Origin of the sequence: Nocardia sp. NPDC050435 (genome assembly GCF_040655395.1) — a bacterium.
Classification (GTDB): domain Bacteria; phylum Actinomycetota; class Actinomycetes; order Mycobacteriales; family Mycobacteriaceae; genus Nocardia.
In genome coordinates this window covers 189,648-207,829 of the sequence record NZ_JBFAJW010000008.1, presented here as the reverse complement: position 1 = coordinate 207,829, position 18,182 = coordinate 189,648, and the positions used below count along the sequence as shown (strand labels likewise).

Sequence of the window (18,182 nt, the reverse complement as noted above, 5' to 3'; positions counted from 1 at the left end):
ATGCTCGTCATTAGCGACGACGACCGCACTCCCACCACCACCTCAGAAAACCAGCTCACCGACAGTTACGCAATTCGACTGTCCACTATGCCACGCCGCGCATTAGCGCTCTGCCACCGAGCGGATCCGCTAGCACCCGGGTATGACACGCGAATCGGGCCGCAGCGGGAGGCGCCCGGGCGCCGCCGATTCCTACCTTCGGTGCATGTCCACGATCGAGATCGCTTCGGCGGCACCGGATTCCCCGCTCCCCCGGCACCGCCGTGCCGCACCCGCATCGGCCCGGATCAGCGGCCCGCTGCACCGTCCCCTGCTGGCCATGGTGGTCGCGATGAGCGCACTGGTGGTGCTCTCGATCGGCGGCCTGATCTTCGACGAGCGCATGTTGCTCGGCGAATCCGTCTGGGTGAAACCGCTGAAGTTCGGGTTCGCCTTCGCGCTCTACGGCCTCACGCTGGCCTGGCTGCTCGCCCTGCCGCACAGGGGATCCCGGGCGACCTGGTGGCTGGGCACGGCGTTCGCCGTCACCGGGTTCGCCGATGTCGGGTTCATCGCCGTGCAGGCCGCGCGCGGCACCTACAGCCACTTCAACAACGGCGACCCGGACCCGGTCAACACGATCGGCCAGCAGGTGTTCATGTCGGGCGTTCCGGGCCTGTTCCTGGCCAATCTGGTTATCGTGCTGATCCTTTCGTGGCAGCGGCTGGTGGACCGCCCGACCGCCCGGGCGATCCACGCCGGGCTCGCGCTGGCGGTGCTCGGCATGGCGCAGGCCTACCTGATGGGCTACACCGGCAAGCAACGGGTGCTCGACGCCGACGGCAACCCCGTCGAGCTGATCGCCGGGCACACCGTGCTCGCGGACGGCGTGCGCACCGACGCCGCGCGCGACGGCGCGGGCATGCCGATCACCGGGTGGAGCACGATCGGCGGCGATCTGCGGATCCCGCACTTCGTCGGGCTGCACGGCATCCAGGTGCTGCTGCTGGCCGTGGTCGTGCTGGCCTGGCTCGCGCCGCGCTACCCCTGGCTGCGCGCCGAGCGCACCCGGGCCGCCGTGATCGGGGTGCTGGCGCTGGGCTACACCGGCGTGTTCGCGCTGACCTTCTTCCAGGCGATGCGGGCGCAGTCGCTGGTGCACCCCGACGGCCTCTTCCTGGCCTGCTACACGGCGCTGGCCGCGGGTACCGGGCTGCTGCTGGCCGGGATCTACCTGCGGGCCGCGCGCGGCGGGCTCAGCGCAGCCGCTCGGCGTCGCGGGTGAGATCGACCAGGGTCTTGCTCAGCGCGGCCAGTTCCTCCGGGCCCGCGCCCTCGGCGACCGCCGTGGCCACGTCCTCGGCGGCGCAGCGGGCGGCGAACCAGCGGTCGGCCAGATCCGCGGCCTCCTGGGCGCTGAGCACCACTGAGTCGTCGGGAATGCCGGTTCCCTTGAGACTGTTACGGGCCTCGTAGGCCCGCTGGCGACAGGACTGACGGCAGTACCGGCGACGACGCCCGGCCTCCGAATCGACGATCTCCCGCCCGCACCACAGGCAGGACGACAGCAAGCGGCGCGACATGAGGCAGAACAGTAACGCCTCGGGTGAGGCGTGGGAAAACCACGACACGCCAACGACTACAATGGCCAGGTTCACCGTCGCTGCCAGCCGTGCCGGGAACTATTCGGAACCGGCTGGCCGTTGTACTGATGGTCCAGCGAACACCCGAGCACACAGGGAGAGGCACACCATGGCAGATCGCGTACTCCGGGGCAGTCGGCTCGGAGCGGTGAGCTACGAGACCGATCGCGACCACGACCTGGCTCCGCGTCGGATCGCCCGGTATCGCACCGACAACGGTGAAGAGTTCGACGTGCCGTTCGCCGACGATGCCGAGATCCCGCCGACCTGGCTGTGCCGCAACGGCCAGGAGGGCACCCTCATGGAGGGCACCACCCAGGAGACCAAGAAGGTCAAGCCCCCGCGCACCCACTGGGACATGCTGCTCGAACGCCGCAGCAAGGAAGAGCTCGAGGAACTCCTCAAGGAACGCCTCGAACTCCTCAAGACCCGCCGCCGCGCGTAGGGCCCAGCACACGAAAAAGGCCGCCTCCCCTCGGGGAAGCGGCCTTTCGCGTATCCGGAGTGCCTCAGCGGCTGGCGACCTTGCGGTAGCGGAGCAGGGCCAAGGGGGCGGCGATGGCGAGGATGGCCAGGGAGCAGGCGATGGCGTAGCCGATGGCGTGGTCGGCGGCCCAGCCGGTGGCCGGGATGAAGGTCGGGGGCGCGCTGTTGCCGAAGAGCTCGCGGCAGGCCGCGGAGACGGCGGTGATCGGGTTCCAGGCGGCGATGGTGCGCAGCGGGCCGGGCAGGGTCTCGGCGGAGATGAACGCCGAGGAGATGAAGCTGAGCGGGAACAGCCAGATCAGGCCCGCGCTCTGGGCCACCTCCACGGTCGGCGAGAGCAGACCGGTGAGCGCGCCCACCCAGGACATCGCGAAGGCGAACAGCAGGATCACCGCGAAGGCCAGCGCCGCGTCGGCGATGCCGCCGTGGATCCGCCAGCCCACGATGTAGCCGCAGCCGACCATCACCGACAGGCTCAGCACGTTGACCACCAGGTCGGACAGGGTGCGGCCCATCAGCACCGCCATCCGCGACATGGGCAGCGTGCGCATCCGGTCGATGATGCCCTTGTGCAGATCGCCCGCCAGGCCGACCGTGGTGAACGCCGCGTTGAAAGCGACTGTCTGGGTGAAAATTCCGGCGAGCAGGAACTCCCGGTACTGATCCCCGCCGAGCGAGGCGCCGAAGATGTAGGCGAACAGGAACACGAACATCAGCGGCTGGATGGTCGCGGTGACCAGCAGCGTCGGCACCCGCAGAATCGTCAGCAGATTCCGGTAGGCGACGATCGCGCTGTCCCGGAAGACGCGCAGCGGCGGGTTGGTGATGTCGGGCTTCGCGGCGGGCTTGGGCGCCTCCGCGGCGGCCTCGTCCTTCTCGCGCAGCGCTGTACCGGCGGCGGTCACGACATGATCTCCTCTTCTACCTCATCGGTTTCGTTCGCCGTCTCGGCCTCGGGCTGAGGCATCGTGCCGGTCAGGGACAGGAACACGTCGTCCAGGCTGGGCCGGTGCACGCTCGCGTCGAGCACGCACACCCCGGCGTCGTCGAGCCGGCGCAGCGCCTCGACCATGGTCCGGGTGCCGTCCCCGACGACCACCGACGCCTCCTCGGTGCCGGGTTCGTGAATGGGTTCGCCGACGCCGACCTGGGCGAGCACGGTCAGCGCGGGCTTCATCTCCTGGCCGGGGGCCAGGGTGACGGTGAGCCGGTCACCGCCGATGGAGGTCTTCAGCTCGTCGGCCGAGCCGCGCGCGATGACCCGCCCGCGGTCGATGACGGTGATCCGATCCGCGAGCAGATCGGCCTCCTCCAGGTACTGGGTGGTGAGCAGCACGGTGGTGCCGTCGTCGACGAGATCGCCGATGACGCGCCACATGTCCAGGCGGCCGCGCGGGTCCAGGCCGGTGGTGGGCTCGTCGAGCACCACCACCGCGGGCCGGGCCACCAGCGCGCCCGCCAGGTCGAGCCGGCGCGCCATGCCGCCGGAGTAGGTGCCCGCGCGCCGGTGCGCGGCGTGCTCGAGCCCGAACGAGCTCAGCAGTTCGGTGGCCCGGGCGGCGGCGCCGCGCGGCGACATCCCGTAGAGCCGCGACACCATCCGCAGGTTCTCGTAGCCGGACAGGTTCGCATCGATCGCCGCGTACTGCCCGGACAACCCGATGCGGCGGCGCGCGCCCGCCGGGTCGCGCAGCACGTCGACCCCGGCCACCCGCACCGAGCCGGCGTCGGGCCGCAGCAGGGTGGTGACGATGCGGACGGTGGTGGTCTTGCCCGCCCCGTTGGGGCCGAGCAATCCCATCACCGTCCCCGCGGGGATCCGCAGGTCGATGTCGTCGAGCACCCGAACCTTGCCGTAGCTCTTGACCAGACCGGAGACTTCCACCGCCAGACTCATGACACCCCTCCCGGCAGGCGCGGTGAGCGCCGGCTCTGCAAGACCTTCTTCGCGACCAGCGTGCTGAGTTCGTTCAGCACGAAAAGTCTCGGCTCCGTGCTGTTCTCGCTGCCCGGCGGCGGCATCTGCCGCCCCGGGGCCCGGGTGCTCGTCCCCACGGGGGCGGCGGTCGGCGGAGCCGACGGGGTGGGTAAGAACACGCCCTCACTCACTAGACGGTCTCCTTCTGTTCGGTGCGACGTGACGTGATTTCCAGATGGCGGTGCAGAACCGGTCCGACCGAGGCGAGCGACTCCGGCGTCGTCATCGCCGAGTGCCGGCACGGCAACCGGTGGTCGTGGATCTCGCCGGTGACGAACGGCTCCCACGCCGCGGCGCAGCGCGCGGGATCGGCGCGGTTGATCTCGTCGGCGGCCGCGGTGAAGAACACCAGGTCGCCGTCGAAGAGCCGGGGGCGGAACCCGTGCGCGAGCACGGTGCCGTTGGCGTAGCCCGCGTAGAGCCGCTCCAGATGGTCGACGGTGAGCGCCGCGAACGGGCCCGGCCGCGCGCGCAGCAGTTCGGCCGCGTCGCGCAGGTTCATCGCCGGGTCGAGCGCGGCCGCCGTGTCGCCGAGGGCGTCGCCGCCGAATTCCTCGATGATCTCGGCGACGCTCGGGATCGCGTGTTCCAGCCACTCGTCGGAGAGCTGGTAGCTGTCCATCATCGACAGCAGCGCGACCCGCTCCCCCGCCTCCTGCAACTGGACCGCGATCTCGTGCGCGATCAGTCCGCCCAGCGACCAGCCGAGCAGATGGTACGGCCCACTGGGCTGCACCGACTTGATGTGGGCCACATAGTGTTCCGCGGCCCGCGCGATCGAGTCGAAGCCGTCCGCACCGGACACGTGCGGCGCCTGCAACCCGTACACCGGACGGTCCGGCGACAGGTGCGCGAGCAGCCCGGAGTAGCACCAGGACAGCCCGATCGCCGGGTGCACGCAGAACAGCGGGGCCGCACCGGTGGCCGCGGTGATCGGCCGGATCGGCAGCAGCGGAGCCAGGGCTGCCGCCATGGCCGCGCCCGCGCCGCCCGCCGTCGCCAGCTGGGCCGCGATGGCCGCCGGGGTGGCCGCGCCGAACATCAGCTGCACGGGCATGTCGATGCCCGCGTCGCGCAGCTGGGCCACCACCTTCGTGGCCAGCAGCGAGTTGCCGCCGAGTTCGAAGAACCCGTCGTCGGCGCCGACCGCGTCCGCGCCGAGCACCGCCGCGAAGGCCGCGCACACCGCCGCTTCGACCGGCGTGCCGGGCGCCCGGTAGCCGACGGTCGCGGTGAACACCGGTTCCGGCAGCGCCTTGCGGTCCAGCTTGCCCACGGGGCTCAGCGGCACCTCGTCGATCAGCATGATCGACTGCGGCACCATGTAGTTCGGCACCAGCGCCGACACGTGCCGCAGCAGTTCCGGCACGTCGGTCCCGGAACCGCGCCGCGGCTTGACGTACGAGACGAGCGCGGTCGCCCCCGCGGCGGTGCGGTGCCCGATCGTGGTGGCGAACTCCACGGCCGGGTGCCGGGTCAGCGCGGTGTCGATCTCGCCGAGCTCGATCCGGAAGCCGCGGATCTTGACCTGATGGTCGGTGCGGCCCACGTATTCGATCTCGCGCGGTGCGACCATTCTCGGGTCGGGCGACGCCGCCTGCTGACCGGCGAACCAGCGCACCAGATCGCCGGTGCGGTACATGCGTTCGCCGGGTTTGCCGTACGGGTTCGCGACGAACCGCTGCGCGGTGAGCCCGGGCCGGTTGAGGTAGCCGCGGGCCAGCGCGTGGCCGGCCAGGTGCAGTTCCCCGGTGACGCCGACCGGCGCGGGGTGCAGGCGGCCGTCCAGGATGGTCGCGCCGACGCCGCGGATCGGGCCGCCGATGGTGATCGGCCGGCCCGGCGCCATCGGCGCGGAGATGACCGTGACGATGGTGGTCTCGGTCGGCCCGTACACGTTGTAGAGGTTGCGGTTCGGCGCCCAGCGGGTGACCAGCTCCGGCGGCAGCGCCTCGCCGCCGACCAGCACGTGCGCCAGTTCGGTGACCCCGGCCGGGTCGACCGTGCCGAGCGCGGAGGTGGTGATGAAGGCGTGGGTGATGCCCTCCTCGATGAACACCTCGCGCAGGTCGGCGCCGCCCACCACGCCGGGCGGCGTGATCACCAGGGTCGCCGCGCCGCCGAGCGCGAGCAGCAGGTCGAGCATGGCGGCGTCGAAGCTCGGCGTCGCGAAGTGCAGCACCCGGCTGCCGGGCCGGACGTCGAAGCGCTGCGCGGTCTCGGCGGCGAAGTTGGACAGGCCGCCGTGGGTGACCACCACGCCCTTGGGTGTGCCGGTGGAGCCCGAGGTGTAGATGACGTAGGCCGGATTCTCCACGCGCAGCGCGACTTCGCGCTCGTCCGGGGTGATCGCCGCGTCCGAGGCGGCGAGCACCTCGGCCCGGAAGGCCGGATCGTCGAGGGTGTACCAGCGGGTGCCGGGCCCGGCCTCGCACAGCTGATCGACGTGCTCGCCGAGCGTGATGCCCAGGCGCGCACCGGAATCGGTGAGCATGTGCCCGATGCGCTGCGGTGGGTAGTTCGGGTCGACCGGCACGAACGCCGCACCGGCCTTGGCCACCGCGAGCATCGCGGCCACCGACTCCACCGAGCGCGGGATACCCAGGGCCAGCAGCGTTTCCGGGCCGACGCCGAGATCCATGAGCACGCGCGCCAGCCGGTTGGTCCAGCGGTCGAGCGCGTCGTAGGTGATCTGGGTGTCGGCCGAGCGCAGCGCGATCGCGGTGCGATCCACCGCCGCCGCGGCCGCGAACACCTCCGGGAAGGTCACCGGGCGCGCCGGTTCGGCGCCGCGCACCGGGGCCAGCCCGCTCCATTCGGCCTGGTCCAGGATCTCCAGGTCACCGACCGGGGCGGTCGGATTGGCGGCGACAGCGGCCAGCAGCCGGGCCAGGCGGGCGCCCAGGCGCTGCGCGGTCGAGGCGTCGAACAGATCGCTCGCGTAGTTCACCGACAGCGTGATGCCGTCGGGTTCCTTGGCCGCCGTGTGGGTTTCGGTGAGCGTGAACTGCAGATCGAACTTGGCGATCCCGGCGTCGATGTCCTCGCCCGTGATCACCAGCCCGGGCAGCTCCAGCACCCGCACCGGATGATTGCGCACCGAGAGCATCACCTGGAACAGCGGGTGATGCGCCTGCGAGCGCGCCGGATTGAGCACCTCCACCAGGCGCTCGAACGGCAGGTCACCGTGCGCGAACGCGTCCAGGTCGCCCTCGCGCACCCGCTGCAGCAGCTCGGTGAACCCGGCGCCCGGGTCGACCTCGGTGCGCAGCACCAGCGTGTTGACGAACATGCCGATCATCCGGTCCAGCGCGGGGTGCCCGCGCCCGGCGATCGGGGTGCCGACGGTGATGTCGGCGGTGCCGGTCATCCGGTGCAGCAGCACCGCCAGCGCGGTGTGCAGCACCATGAACATGGTCGCGTTGCCCGCGCCCGCGATGGCCTGCAATTCCCGGTGCGTGAACGCGTCGATCGGGCATTCCACCGAGCCGCCGCGGTAGGACGGCGCCGGCGGCCGCGGCCGGTCGGCGGGCACGCTGAGCAATTCGGGGCTGCCCTGCAGGCGCTCGCGCCAGTAGGCCAGCTGCCGCCCGGCGGCCGACTCCGGATCCTCCTCGGTCCCGAGCAGGTCGCGCAGCCACAGGGTGTAATCCGCGTACTGCACTTCCGGTTCCGGCCAGCCGAATTCCGCGCCCGTGCACGCCGCCTGGTAGGCCAGGGCGACGTCGGCGGCCAGCGGTTCCAGCGACCAGCCGTCCATCGCGATGTGATGCACGACCAGAACCAGCACGTTCTCGGTGGAACCGGCGGGCGGCACGCCGTCCAGGTCGGGCCGCTCGGCGACGGTGATCAGCGCCGCGCGCATCGGCACCTGATCGGCCAGGTCGAAGCCCGGGGCGGCGAAGCTGCGGACCGCGCCCTCGACCTCGTCCGGCGTCACGGTGGCGACGAACAGCGTGACGGCGGCGTCCTCGGCGTCGAGCACCAGCTGCTCGGGGCTGCCGTCGCGCTCGGGGAACACCGTGCGCAGCGTCTCGTGCCGGCGCTGCACCTCGTGCAGGGCGCGCACCAGCGCGTCCACGTCGAGGGTGCCGCTGAGCCGCAGCACCACCGGGATGTTGTACGCGCCGTCCGCGTCGGTTTCGTTGAACCGGTTGAGGAACCAGAGCCGGCGCTGGGCCGCCGAGAGCGGAATCCGCTCCGGTCGCTCCCGGCGCACCAGCGGCGGCGCCTGCGCCGCACCACCCGTGCCCGCGTCGAGCAGGGCGGCCAGCTCGGCCACCGTGGGCGCGGCGAAGACGCTGCGGACCGCGAGCCGGACGTCACTGGCGGCCGCCAGTCGCGCCACCAATTGTGTTGCCAGCAGCGAGTTTCCGCCGATGTCGAAGAAGCTGTCGGCGGCCGAGACGGACTCCGCGCCGAGCAGCTCGCCCATCACCCGGGCCACCAGCTGCTCGGATTCCGTTTCCGGCGCGCGCGCCGCCGGGCCCGCGGTGAATCGCGGTTCGGGCAGCGCGGCGGTGTCCAGCTTGCCGACGGGCGTGAGCGGCAGTTCGTCGAGCACCGTGATCGCCGCCGGAACCATGTGCGCCGGCAGCTGATTGGCCAGATGCGCGCGCACCGTCTCGGTGTCGACGCCGCGGGCGTCGGCGGGCTGGACATAGGAGACGATCCGGTCCATGCCCGCGATCCGGCGCACCTCGGTGTGCGCGTACCGCACGCTCGGATGCCCGGCCAGCGCGTTGGTGATCTCGCCGAGTTCGATGCGGAAGCCGCGCACCTTGACCTGGTGATCGCTGCGGCCCAGGTAGACCAGCTCGCCCGCGGTGTTCCAGCGCACCACGTCGCCGGTGCGGTACATGCGCGTCCCGTGCGGCCCGTGCGGGTCGGCGACGAAGCGCGTCGCGCTCAGCCCGGCGCGATCGAAATAGCCGCGCGCCACGCCGAATCCGCCGACGTACAGATCACCCGGGACGCCGGTCGGCACCGGGCGCATCCGCTCGTCGAGCACCAGCAGGCGGGCGCCGCGCACCGGGCCGCCGATGGTGATCGGCGCTTCCGGGTCGAGCGGACCGGCCACGGTGACGACCACGGTGGTCTCGGTCGGCCCGTAGCCGTTGAACATGCTGCGCCCCGGCGCCCAGCGCGCCACCAGGTTCGGGTCCAGCGCTTCGCCGCCGACGCACATCGCCCGCAGGTCCGGCAGCGCCCACCGGTCGCGATCGATGGTGGCCAGCGCGGCCGGGGTCATGAAGGTGTGGCTGACCCGCTCGCGTTCCATCAGCGCGGCCAGCTCGTCGCCGCCGTAGACCTCGGGCGGGCAGATGATCAGTCCCGCACCGGATCCCCACGCCGACAGCAAGTCGTACAGCGCCGCGTCGAAGCTCGGCGTGGAGAAGTGGAACACCCGCGAGTCCCGGTCGATGCGCATCCGGTCGCGCAGATCGTCGGCGAGATTGGACAGTCCGGAGTGCGTGACCGCCACGCCCTTGGGCTTGCCGGTCGACCCCGAGGTGTAGATCAGGTACGCGAGATCGGAGATCTGCAAACCGCGGGTGCGCTCCCAGTCCTCGATCAGGTCGTCGTCGTGCTCGGCCAGCTCCGCGACCAGGTTCTCGTCGTCGAGCAGCAGCCACTCGGTGCGGCGGCCGCCGTCGTGCGGACTGCCCACCGCGCGCAGCCGGGCGGCGTGCGGCGAGACGGTGATGCCGGTCCAGCAGCCCGAGTCGGCGAGCATGTGCCGGACCCGGTCGGCCGGGTACTTCGGATCGATCGGCACGAACGCCGCGCCCGCCTTGGTGACCGCGAGCATTGCGACCACCGATTCGATCGAGCGGGTCAGGCCGAGCGCGACCCGGTCGCCGGGGCCGACGCCCCGTTCGATGAGGGCGCGCGCCAACCGGCTGGAGACCCGGTCGGTCTCGGCGTAGGTCAGGGTGATCGGCTCGGCGTCCGGATCGGGCCGGGAGCTGAGCGCCAGCCGATCCGGGTGCATGTGGGCGGTGGCGGTGAAGCAGGCCGCGAGCGTGCACGGCGGGTTGGCCGCAGACCCGGTGGCCGGGGTGAGCAGCCGCCGTTCGGCGTCGGTGCGGGTGTCGATGTCGCGGATCAGCACCCGCGGATCGGCGGTCACCGCCGCGAGCACGCGCAGCAGCCGATCGGCCAGCGTCTCGACGGTGCCGGCGTCGAAAAGCTCGGCGGCGTAGACGAATTCGAAGGACTGACCGGCGGGGGCGTCCCACGCGGCGGCGCCGACGCGCAGCTCCAGATCGAACTTGGCCAGCGCGATGTCGAGTTCCTCGGCGCGCAGCGCCAGCCCCGGCAGTTCCAGGGCGGGCAGCGGCCCCTCCTGCACGGTCAGCGCCACCTGGAACAGCGGCGGCCGGCCGGTGGAGCGGGTGTCGCGGGTGAGTTCCTCGACGACGCGCTCGAACGGCAGGTCGGCATGCTCCATCGCGGCCAGCTCGGTGTCCCGGTCAACCCGCAGCAGTCCGGCGAAGGGCAGATCCGGGTCGACGTCGGAGCGCAGCACCAGGGTGTTGACGAACATGCCGACGAGCTCGTCGAGCTTGGCGTCGGTGCGACCCGCGATCGGGGTGCCGATCACGATGTCGCGCCCGCCGGTGACGCCGCGCAGCAGCACGGCCAGCGCGGTGCGCAGCACCATGAACAGGCTGACGCCCTGTTCGTGGGCCAGCTCGGCCAGCGCCCGGCGCATCGGCTCGGGCACGGTGAATTCCACCCGGCCCGCCCGATGGCTGGGCGTCGCGGGGCGGGGCCGGTCGTAGGGCAGCGGCAGTTCCTCCGGAATGCCCGCGAGCGTCTCGCGCCAGAACGCGAGCTGGCGCGCGCCCAGGCTCTCCGGGTCGGACTCCGCGCCCAGCACCGCGCGCTGCCAGAGCCCGAAGTCGGCGTACTGCACCGGCAGTGGCGGCCAGGCCGGCTCGGTGCCCTCGCGGCGGGCCACGTAGGCGGCGGCCAGATCCCGGGTCAGCGGGCCCAGCGACCAGCCGTCGGCGGCGATGTGGTGCAGCGCGATGCCGAGCTGGTGGTGCCCGGAGTCGACGCGCAGCACCGCGATGCGCAGCGGAACCTCGGTGGTGAGATCGAAGCCGCGGTGCGCCATCGCCCGCAGCGCCGCCTGCGCGCCCGCGGCGTCGGTCTCGACCGGGGTGAGATCCGGCAGCGCCCGCTCCGTCGGCAGCACGCACTGCTGCGCGCCTTCGAGATCCTCCGGGAAGACCGTGCGCAGCACCTCGTGCCGCTCCACCAGATCGGTGAGCGCGGACCGCAACGCCGCCACATCCAGATCGCCGTCGATTCGTATGACGAATGCGATGTTGTAGGCACTGGATTCGGGTGAGAATCGATTGAGGAACCACAGTCGCTGCTGCGGCAGCGACAATGGAATGCGTCCCGGACGCGGCGTGTGCACAGCCAGCGCCAGCCGCTGCGTCCGGGGCGCTTTCGTGAGCTGCTCGGCCACCCCGGCCACGGTGGGCGTCTCGAAAATCGACCGCACCGGCAGGTCCACGCCGAATTCCGCGTGCAGCGCGGCGGCCAGGCGGGTGGCCAGCAGCGAATTGCCGCCCACGTCGAAGAAGCTGTCCTCGGCCCCGGCGACGGGGTGCCCGAGCACCTGCCCGAACACCGCCGCGACCCGGAGTTCGGCGTCGCCGGCCGGGGCGCGGGAGGAGCCCACCGCCGCGAACACCGGTTCCGGCAGGGCTTTCCGGTCCAGCTTGCCGGACGGAGTGACCGGCAGCTCGTCCAGCACGACGACCGCGGCGGGCACCATGTAGCCGGGCAGCCGCTGCCGCGCGGTCTCGGCGACCTCGGCCCCGGTCACCTCGGCCTCGGCGGTCACGTAAGCGGCCAGGCGCGGCTGGCCGTGCTCGTCGGTGTGCACGACGGTCAGCGCGAACCGCACGCCCGGGTGCGCGCGCAGCACGTGATCGATCTCGCTGAGCTCGATGCGGAAACCGCGGATCTTGATCTGATCGTCGGCGCGGCCCAGGAAGCGCAGCAGCCCGGCCGGGTCCGCGACCACGAGATCGCCGGTCCGGTACATGCGTTCGCCGCGGCGGCCGTGCGGATTGGCCGGGAAGCGCTGGGCGGTCAGGCCCAGCCGGCCCAGGTAGCCGCGGGCCAGGCCGGGCCCCGACAGGTAGAGCTCACCCGGCGTGCCCGGCGGGACCGGGCGCAACCGGCCGTCCAGCACGAACAGCCGCATGCCGCGCACCGGAAGACCCAGGGGCACCGGCTGATTCGGCTGCATCGCGCCGGACGCGGTGGCCGCGACCGTGGCCTCGGAGGGGCCGTACATATTGTGGATGCGATGCCGCCGCGACCAGGTGTCGACCAGTTCGGCCGAGCACGCCTCACCGCCGACGATCACGGCCTCCAGCTCGCCGAGGTCCTCGTCCGGCACCGTGGCCAGCGCGGCCGGGGTGATGAACGCGTGCGTGATCCGTTCCGTGCGCAGCAGATCCGCGAGCTCGCGGCCGCCGTACAGCCCGGCCGGGGCGACCACGATGGTCGCGCCGGCGGCGAAGCCGAGCAGCAGTTCCAGCACCGAGGCATCGAAGCTGGGCGAGGAGAAGTGCAGGGTCCGTGCGGCATCGGTGACACCGAACAGGTGCATCTGCTCGTGCGCCAGCGAGGCCAGACCGGCGTGGGTGACCACGACGGCCTTGGGCTTGCCGGTGGACCCGGAGGTGTAGATCAGGTACGCCGGATGCGACACCCGCAGCGGGTAGTGCCGCTCGGCGTCGGTGACCGGCCCGGTGCCGTGCCGCGCGGATTCCGCGGCCAGCGCCTCGGATCCGAGCACCAGCCAGTCCACGGTCTGCTTGCGATGCTTACCGCGCGCGGTGGGCCACGCGGGCATGGCGGCCAGGCAGTCCGGCACGGTCAGCCCGAGCATGGCGCCCGAGTCGGCGATCATGTGCCCGATCCGCTCGGCCGGATAGCCCGGATCGATCGGCACGTAGGCGGCGCCGGTCTTCGCGACCGCCCAGACCGCGGCGATGGAATCCAGGCCGCGCGGCAGGGCGACGGCGACGACGACCTCGGGTCCGGCGCCGTGCTCGATCAGCACCCGCGCCAGGCGGTTCGACAGTTCGTCGAGCTCGCCGTAGGTGGTGTCGACACCCGCGTAGCGCACGGCGACCGCGTCGGGCAGCCGCTCGGCGATCTGGGTGAGCATGCGCGCCAGGGTGACCGACGGCTCGGCGGGCGAACCCGCGATCGGCACCAGCTTGGTGGTCTCGCGGCGGTCCAGCAGATCGATGTCGCCGACCGGGACGGCGGGCGCGGCGACCACCGCGTCCAGCACCGCGACGAACCGGCGGGCGAACGCCGCGACCGTGCGCTCGTCGAAAACATCGGTGGCGTAGCCGAATTCGGCGGTGAGCGGACCGTCGGCCGTGTCCTCACGAACCTCGAGCTGCAGGTCGAACTTGGCGATACCGGCGTCCAGCGGCAGGATCTCGGCCTGCACCGGAGCCCCGTCGACGCCGGGCAGCTCGACCCGCAGTTCGGGCGCGCGGTCGTAGGACAGCATGACCTGGAACAGCGGATGCCGCGCGGCCGAGCGGTCCGGGTTGACCACCTCGACGAGCCGCTCGAACGGCACGTCGGCGTTGGCGAACGCGTTCAGGTCGGTCTCGCGGACCAGGTCCAGCATCGCGTCGAAGCCCGCGGCGGAGTCGACCTCGGTGCGCAGCACCAGGGTGTTGACGAACATGCCGACCAGCTCGTCCAGCGCCGGATCGGATCGGCCGGCGATCGGCGTGCCGATCGCGATGTCGCTGCTGCCGCACAGGCGCGCCAGCAGCGTGGCCAGCGCGGCGTGCAGCACCATGAACATGCTGACGCCCCGGGTGGCGGCGAGTTCGTTTGCGGCCCGGCGGGTTTCGGCCGCGATGGTGAACTCCACCCGGCCGCCGCCGGTGCCGCGGCGCAGCGGGCGCGGGCGATCCAGCGGCAGGTCCAGCTGATCGGGCAGGCCGTCGAGCGTGTCGCGCCAGAAGGTGAGCTGCCGGCTCAGCGCGCTGGTCTCGTCGGACTCCTCGCCCAGCAGCTCGCGCTGCCACAGCGCGAAATCGGCGTATTGCACCGGCAGCGGCGACCATTCGGGCGCACTGCCACGGGCCCGCGCCGCCACGGCGGACATCAGGTCCCGCGCGAGCGGCGCCACCGACCAGCCGTCACCGCTGATGTGGTGCAGGACCAGCAGGAACACGTGCGACTGCGGTCCGGTCGACCCCGGGGCATGGCCGGCGGGGTGGGTACGCCACAGCGCCACCCGGATCGGGGCCTGGCTGCGCAGATCGAAGCCGTAGCCGGCGAATTCGGCGGCCAGCGCCGCGACGTCGGCCTCGGCGGCGTCGATCGGGTCCAGCGTCAGCGGGATCTCCGCGGCCGGATGCACCACCTGGCAGGGGCCGTCCTCGGTTTCGGGGAAGGTGCTGCGCAGGCTCTCGTGCCGTTCGATGACGTCGAGCAGTCCGGCGCGCAGCGCGGCCACGTCGAGCGGGCCCGTCACGCGCACCGCCAGCGACATGTTGTAGGCGGCGGCGTGCTCGGCGAAGCGGTTCAGGATCCACAGCCGCTGCTGGGCCAGCGACAGCGGAACGCGCTCGGGGCGTTGCGCGGCAACCAGTTTCGGCGTCGCGGCGGGCGTGTGCGCGGCGAACCGCACGGTGAGCTCCGCGATCGTCGCGGCCTCGAACAGATCGCGGATGGTCAGCCCGGCGTCGAGCGCGGCGTTGATCCGGGCCACGGCGCGCGCGGCGACCAGCGAGTTGCCGCCCAGGTCGAAAAAGTTGTCGGCGGTGCCGATCTCGGACCGGTCCAGGTCGAGCACCTCGGCGAAGATCGCGGCCAGAGTGCGTTCCACCTCGGTGAACGGCTCGGCGCCGACCGCCTGCGGGCGAGCCGCGGGCGCCGGCGCGGGCAGGGCCTTCCGGTCGATCTTGCCGTTGGAGTTGAGCGGTAGTTCGTCGAGCACCACGAGCACGGCCGGCACCATGTAGCCGGGCAGCGTGCCGCGCAGCCCGATCAGCAGGGCGGCGGTGTCGACGGTGTGGCCGGGCGCCGCCACGACATAGCCCACCAGTTCGTCGCCGGCGCGGCCGGGGCGGGCCACGCAGACGGCGCGCGCCACCGCAGGATCGGCCAGCAGCGCGGACTCGATCTCGCCGAGCTCGATCCGCAGGCCGCGGATCTTGACCTGGAAGTCGGTGCGGCCCAGGTAATCCAGCACGCCGACGGATTCGTCGGCGGGCGCCGCGCCGTGGTCCGGATCGACCTGCCAGCGGGCCAGGTCGCCGGTGCGGTACATCCGGGCGCCGGACCGGAACGGATTGGCGACGAAGCGATCGGCGGTCAGGCGCGGCTGACCGAGGTAGCCGCGGGCCAGCTGCACGCCCGCCAGGTACAGCTCCCCCACCACGCCGGGCGGGACCGGGCGCAGGTCGGCGTCCAGCACGTAGGTCTGGGTGTTCCACACCGGGCTGCCGATCGGCACGGTGGCCGGGTCGACCGGGCACGGCCAGTAGGTGACGTCGACCGCGGCCTCGGTGGGCCCGTACAGGTTGTGCAGCCGGGCCTGCGGCAGCGCCGCCCGGAACGCGTGGGCGGCGGCGGCCGGCAGCGCCTCGCCGCTGCAGAAGACCTGGCGCAGCGAGTGGCAGCCGCGCACATCGGTGTCGGTGACGAACACCGAGAGCATGGACGGCACGAAGTGCGCGGTGGTGATCTCCTTCTCGACGATGACCGCGGCCAGGTACACCGGATCGCGATGCCCGTCGGGCGCGGCGACCACCAGGCGCGCACCGATCTGCAAGGGCCAGAAGAACTCCCACACCGACACGTCGAAGGTGGCCGGCGTCTTCTGCAGCACCGCGTCGGTGGCGTCCAGCGGATAGGCGTGCTGCATCCAGCGCAGCCGGTTCACGATCGCGGCGTGCGTGACGCCGACGCCCTTGGGCTTGCCGGTCGACCCCGAGGTGAAGATGACGTAGGCCAGGTGGTCGGCGCGCAGCGGCCGGGGTCGATCCGCGTCGGTGACCGGCGCGCCGTCGTAGCCGGCGAGATCGACGGTGTCGATCGCCAGGGTCGGCACCGCGGCGGGCAGGGTGAGCCCGTCCCGGTCCGCGGTCAGCACGCACACGGGCGCGGCCTGCTTCGCGATCTCCTCGATCCGCTCGGCCGGATGGTCCGGGTCCAGCGGCAGGTATGCCGCGCCCGCCTTGACGATCGCGTACATGCCGACGACCAGTTCGAGGCCGCGGCGCTGGCACAACCCGACCAGGGTGTCCGGGCCCGCCCCGCGCGCGATCAGCAGCCGGGCCAGGCGGTTGGCCCGTTCGTCGAATTCGCCGTAGGTCAGTGTCTCGGCGCCGAATTCGAGCGCGACGCTGTCGGGGCACAGCCCGGCCTGGATCGCGAACAACCCGGCCAGGGTGCCCTGCTGGACCGGCGCCTCGGTGGCGTTCCAGTCGTAGAGCACCAGGTCGCGCTCGGCGGCGGTGATCGCGGGCAGGGTCTCGGTGCGCGTGACCGGGTCGGCCGCGAGGAAGCGGCCCAGGAAGTCCAGGAAGCGGGCGTGGTGGGCGCCGACCTCCGCGCCGGTGTAGAGGCGGGGATTGGCCTCGAAGTCGATGTGGATGCGGCCGCCGTCGCCGTTGTAGAGATTGACCGAGAGGTCCTCCACCGGGCCGGTGGACAGCACGTGCAGCGAGCCCGGCAGGCTACCGAAGCTCAGCTCGTTGTGGAACAGCATGATGTTGACCATCGGGCCGAAGAACCCGCGCGACTCGCGCGAATAGCCGCAGTCGCGGCGGATGTCGTCGTGCCGGTAGCGCTGGTGCCGCAGCGCGCCGGTGATCTGCAGTTCCGCGGCGCGCACCACGTCGGCGACGGTGGTCTCGGGGTCGAAGCGCAGGCGGATCGGCACCACGTTGGACACCACGCCCGCCGAGCGGCGCAGCGCGACGGTGGTGCGCGCGGACACCGGAAGGCTCAGCACCACATCGGGATTGCCGGTGACCGAGCGCACGTAGCAGGCCAGGGCGGCGACGAAGAGGGTGGAGCTGTGCGTGCCGAAGGCCGCGGTGGCGGCCTCCATCGCGGCGTCGGCGGCGGCGTCGAGTTCACCGGCGGCGGTGCGGCGGCCGGCCTCGGGGGCCGAGCCGTTGCCGTTGGCGGCCGACAGGGTGATCGCGCTGCCCGCGCCCGCGAGCTGCTCGGTCCAGTACTCGCGGTCGTTGCGGAAGCGGCTGGAATCGCGGTAGGTCTGCTCGTCGGCGTAGATGGTGGCCAGCGGGGTCGCGCGGGACACCGCCGGCTCGCTCCGATGCTCCAGGGCGGAGTAGATCTCGGCGGTGCGGGTGAGCGCGTTCATGGCGCCGTAGCCGTCGATCACGATGTGGTGGGCGCGCGCGTACCAGATGTAGTCGGCGTCACCGAGGCGCAGAATCACGTTGGTGGTCAACGGATCCCGGTCGAGATCGATGGGTGTGGCGGAGTGCGCGTCCATCCAGCGCAGCGCGGCGGCCTTCGGATCGGCTTCGGCGCGCAGGTCGACGCGGGCCCAGCCGGGACGGCAGGCCATATCGATCAGCTGATGCGGCACGCCGTCGATCTCCTGCAGGCGCACGTGGCCGACTTCGGTTTCGGCGCCGAAGCGTTCGATCGCGTAGAGCAGCCGGCCGACGTCGAGGTCGCCCTTGATCTCGACGTACTGAGCGATGGTGAGCGGCACTTCCGGGCTGATCCGCTGCGCGTAGTACAGGGCCGTCTGCGCGGGCGTGAGCGAAAAGGGTTGTGCCGAGAATTCGCTGGAAGAGCATTGGTCGACGCGTTCGCTGGCCAATGACCTCATCAAATCACTCCGTTCTGCCGGTTCAATACCGCATCGCCGTGGCTACCCCCGGAGGGGCGGTGGTCGGGCGACCGGTGGGCGCAGTTGACGCAACTCCCCGAGCACCACCACGACCCGCGCGCATGCGCCAGCCGTAGGACGTGATCCACGACCTATGATTCGGAGCATCAAGACCATCGGATGGTCGCCGATGTGGATTTGTTTC

General features: G+C 71.9%; 7 protein-coding genes. 2 read left to right on the top strand and 5 right to left on the bottom strand.

The genetic code is table 11. From position 1 onward, the window contains the following. The first annotated feature begins 205 nt into the window (after positions 1-205). Positions 206-1,264: a hypothetical protein gene (locus tag AB0I43_RS24745; RefSeq protein WP_356974394.1), complete on the top strand. Its 1,059-nt coding sequence runs from the start codon at positions 206-208 to the stop codon at positions 1,262-1,264. Here AB0I43_RS24745 and AB0I43_RS24740 read toward each other — a convergent pair. Continuing rightward, positions 1,236-1,562 (bottom strand): hypothetical protein, encoded by a 327-nt coding sequence (locus AB0I43_RS24740; protein ID WP_356974395.1) that lies wholly within the window; start codon positions 1,560-1,562, stop codon positions 1,236-1,238. The two genes, AB0I43_RS24745 and AB0I43_RS24740, sit on opposite strands and share 29 nt — an antisense overlap. Positions 1,563-1,731: 169 nt before the next feature. Between AB0I43_RS24740 and AB0I43_RS24735 the strand changes: the two genes are divergently transcribed. Beyond that, positions 1,732-2,067, top strand: coding sequence for an RNA polymerase-binding protein RbpA (locus tag AB0I43_RS24735; RefSeq protein ID WP_209892151.1), 336 nt, complete (start codon positions 1,732-1,734; stop codon positions 2,065-2,067). 64 nt (positions 2,068-2,131) lie between these two features. On the opposite strand, the gene AB0I43_RS24730 is transcribed toward AB0I43_RS24735, so the two are convergent. The 4 genes from AB0I43_RS24730 to AB0I43_RS24715 all read right to left on the bottom strand — a co-directional run bounded on the left by AB0I43_RS24730 (position 2,132) and on the right by AB0I43_RS24715 (position 17,977). Further along, a complete protein-coding gene (locus AB0I43_RS24730) occupies positions 2,132-2,935 on the bottom strand; it encodes an ABC transporter permease (protein WP_356974569.1) in 804 nt (267 codons plus the stop codon). A 74-nt stretch (positions 2,936-3,009) separates the two neighbouring features. Then, positions 3,010-4,005 (bottom strand): ATP-binding cassette domain-containing protein, encoded by a 996-nt coding sequence (locus AB0I43_RS24725; RefSeq protein WP_356974396.1) that lies wholly within the window; start codon positions 4,003-4,005, stop codon positions 3,010-3,012. After that, the gene (locus AB0I43_RS24720; protein ID WP_357432671.1) at positions 4,002-4,217 is read right to left on the bottom strand and encodes a hypothetical protein; all 216 of its coding nucleotides are present in this window, start codon (positions 4,215-4,217) and stop codon (positions 4,002-4,004) included. Before AB0I43_RS24720 ends, AB0I43_RS24725 begins: the two co-directional genes overlap by 4 nt. Continuing rightward, entirely contained in the window at positions 4,217-17,977 is a 13,761-nt protein-coding gene (locus tag AB0I43_RS24715) for an amino acid adenylation domain-containing protein (RefSeq protein WP_356974397.1), read from the bottom strand. Before AB0I43_RS24715 ends, AB0I43_RS24720 begins: the two co-directional genes overlap by 1 nt. Positions 17,978-18,182 lie beyond the last annotated feature (205 nt).

Excerpts from the sequence above, each read along its gene's own strand:
- AB0I43_RS24745 (WP_356974394.1), top strand. The coding sequence starts at position 206 with ATGTCCACGATCGAGATCGCTTCGGCGGCACCGGATTCCCCGCTCCCC.
- AB0I43_RS24740 (WP_356974395.1), bottom strand. The coding sequence starts at position 1,562 with ATGTCGCGCCGCTTGCTGTCGTCCTGCCTGTGGTGCGGGCGGGAGATC.
- AB0I43_RS24735 (WP_209892151.1), top strand. The coding sequence starts at position 1,732 with ATGGCAGATCGCGTACTCCGGGGCAGTCGGCTCGGAGCGGTGAGCTAC.
- AB0I43_RS24725 (WP_356974396.1), bottom strand. The coding sequence starts at position 4,005 with ATGAGTCTGGCGGTGGAAGTCTCCGGTCTGGTCAAGAGCTACGGCAAG.
- AB0I43_RS24715 (WP_356974397.1), bottom strand. The coding sequence starts at position 17,977 with ATGAGGTCATTGGCCAGCGAACGCGTCGACCAATGCTCTTCCAGCGAA.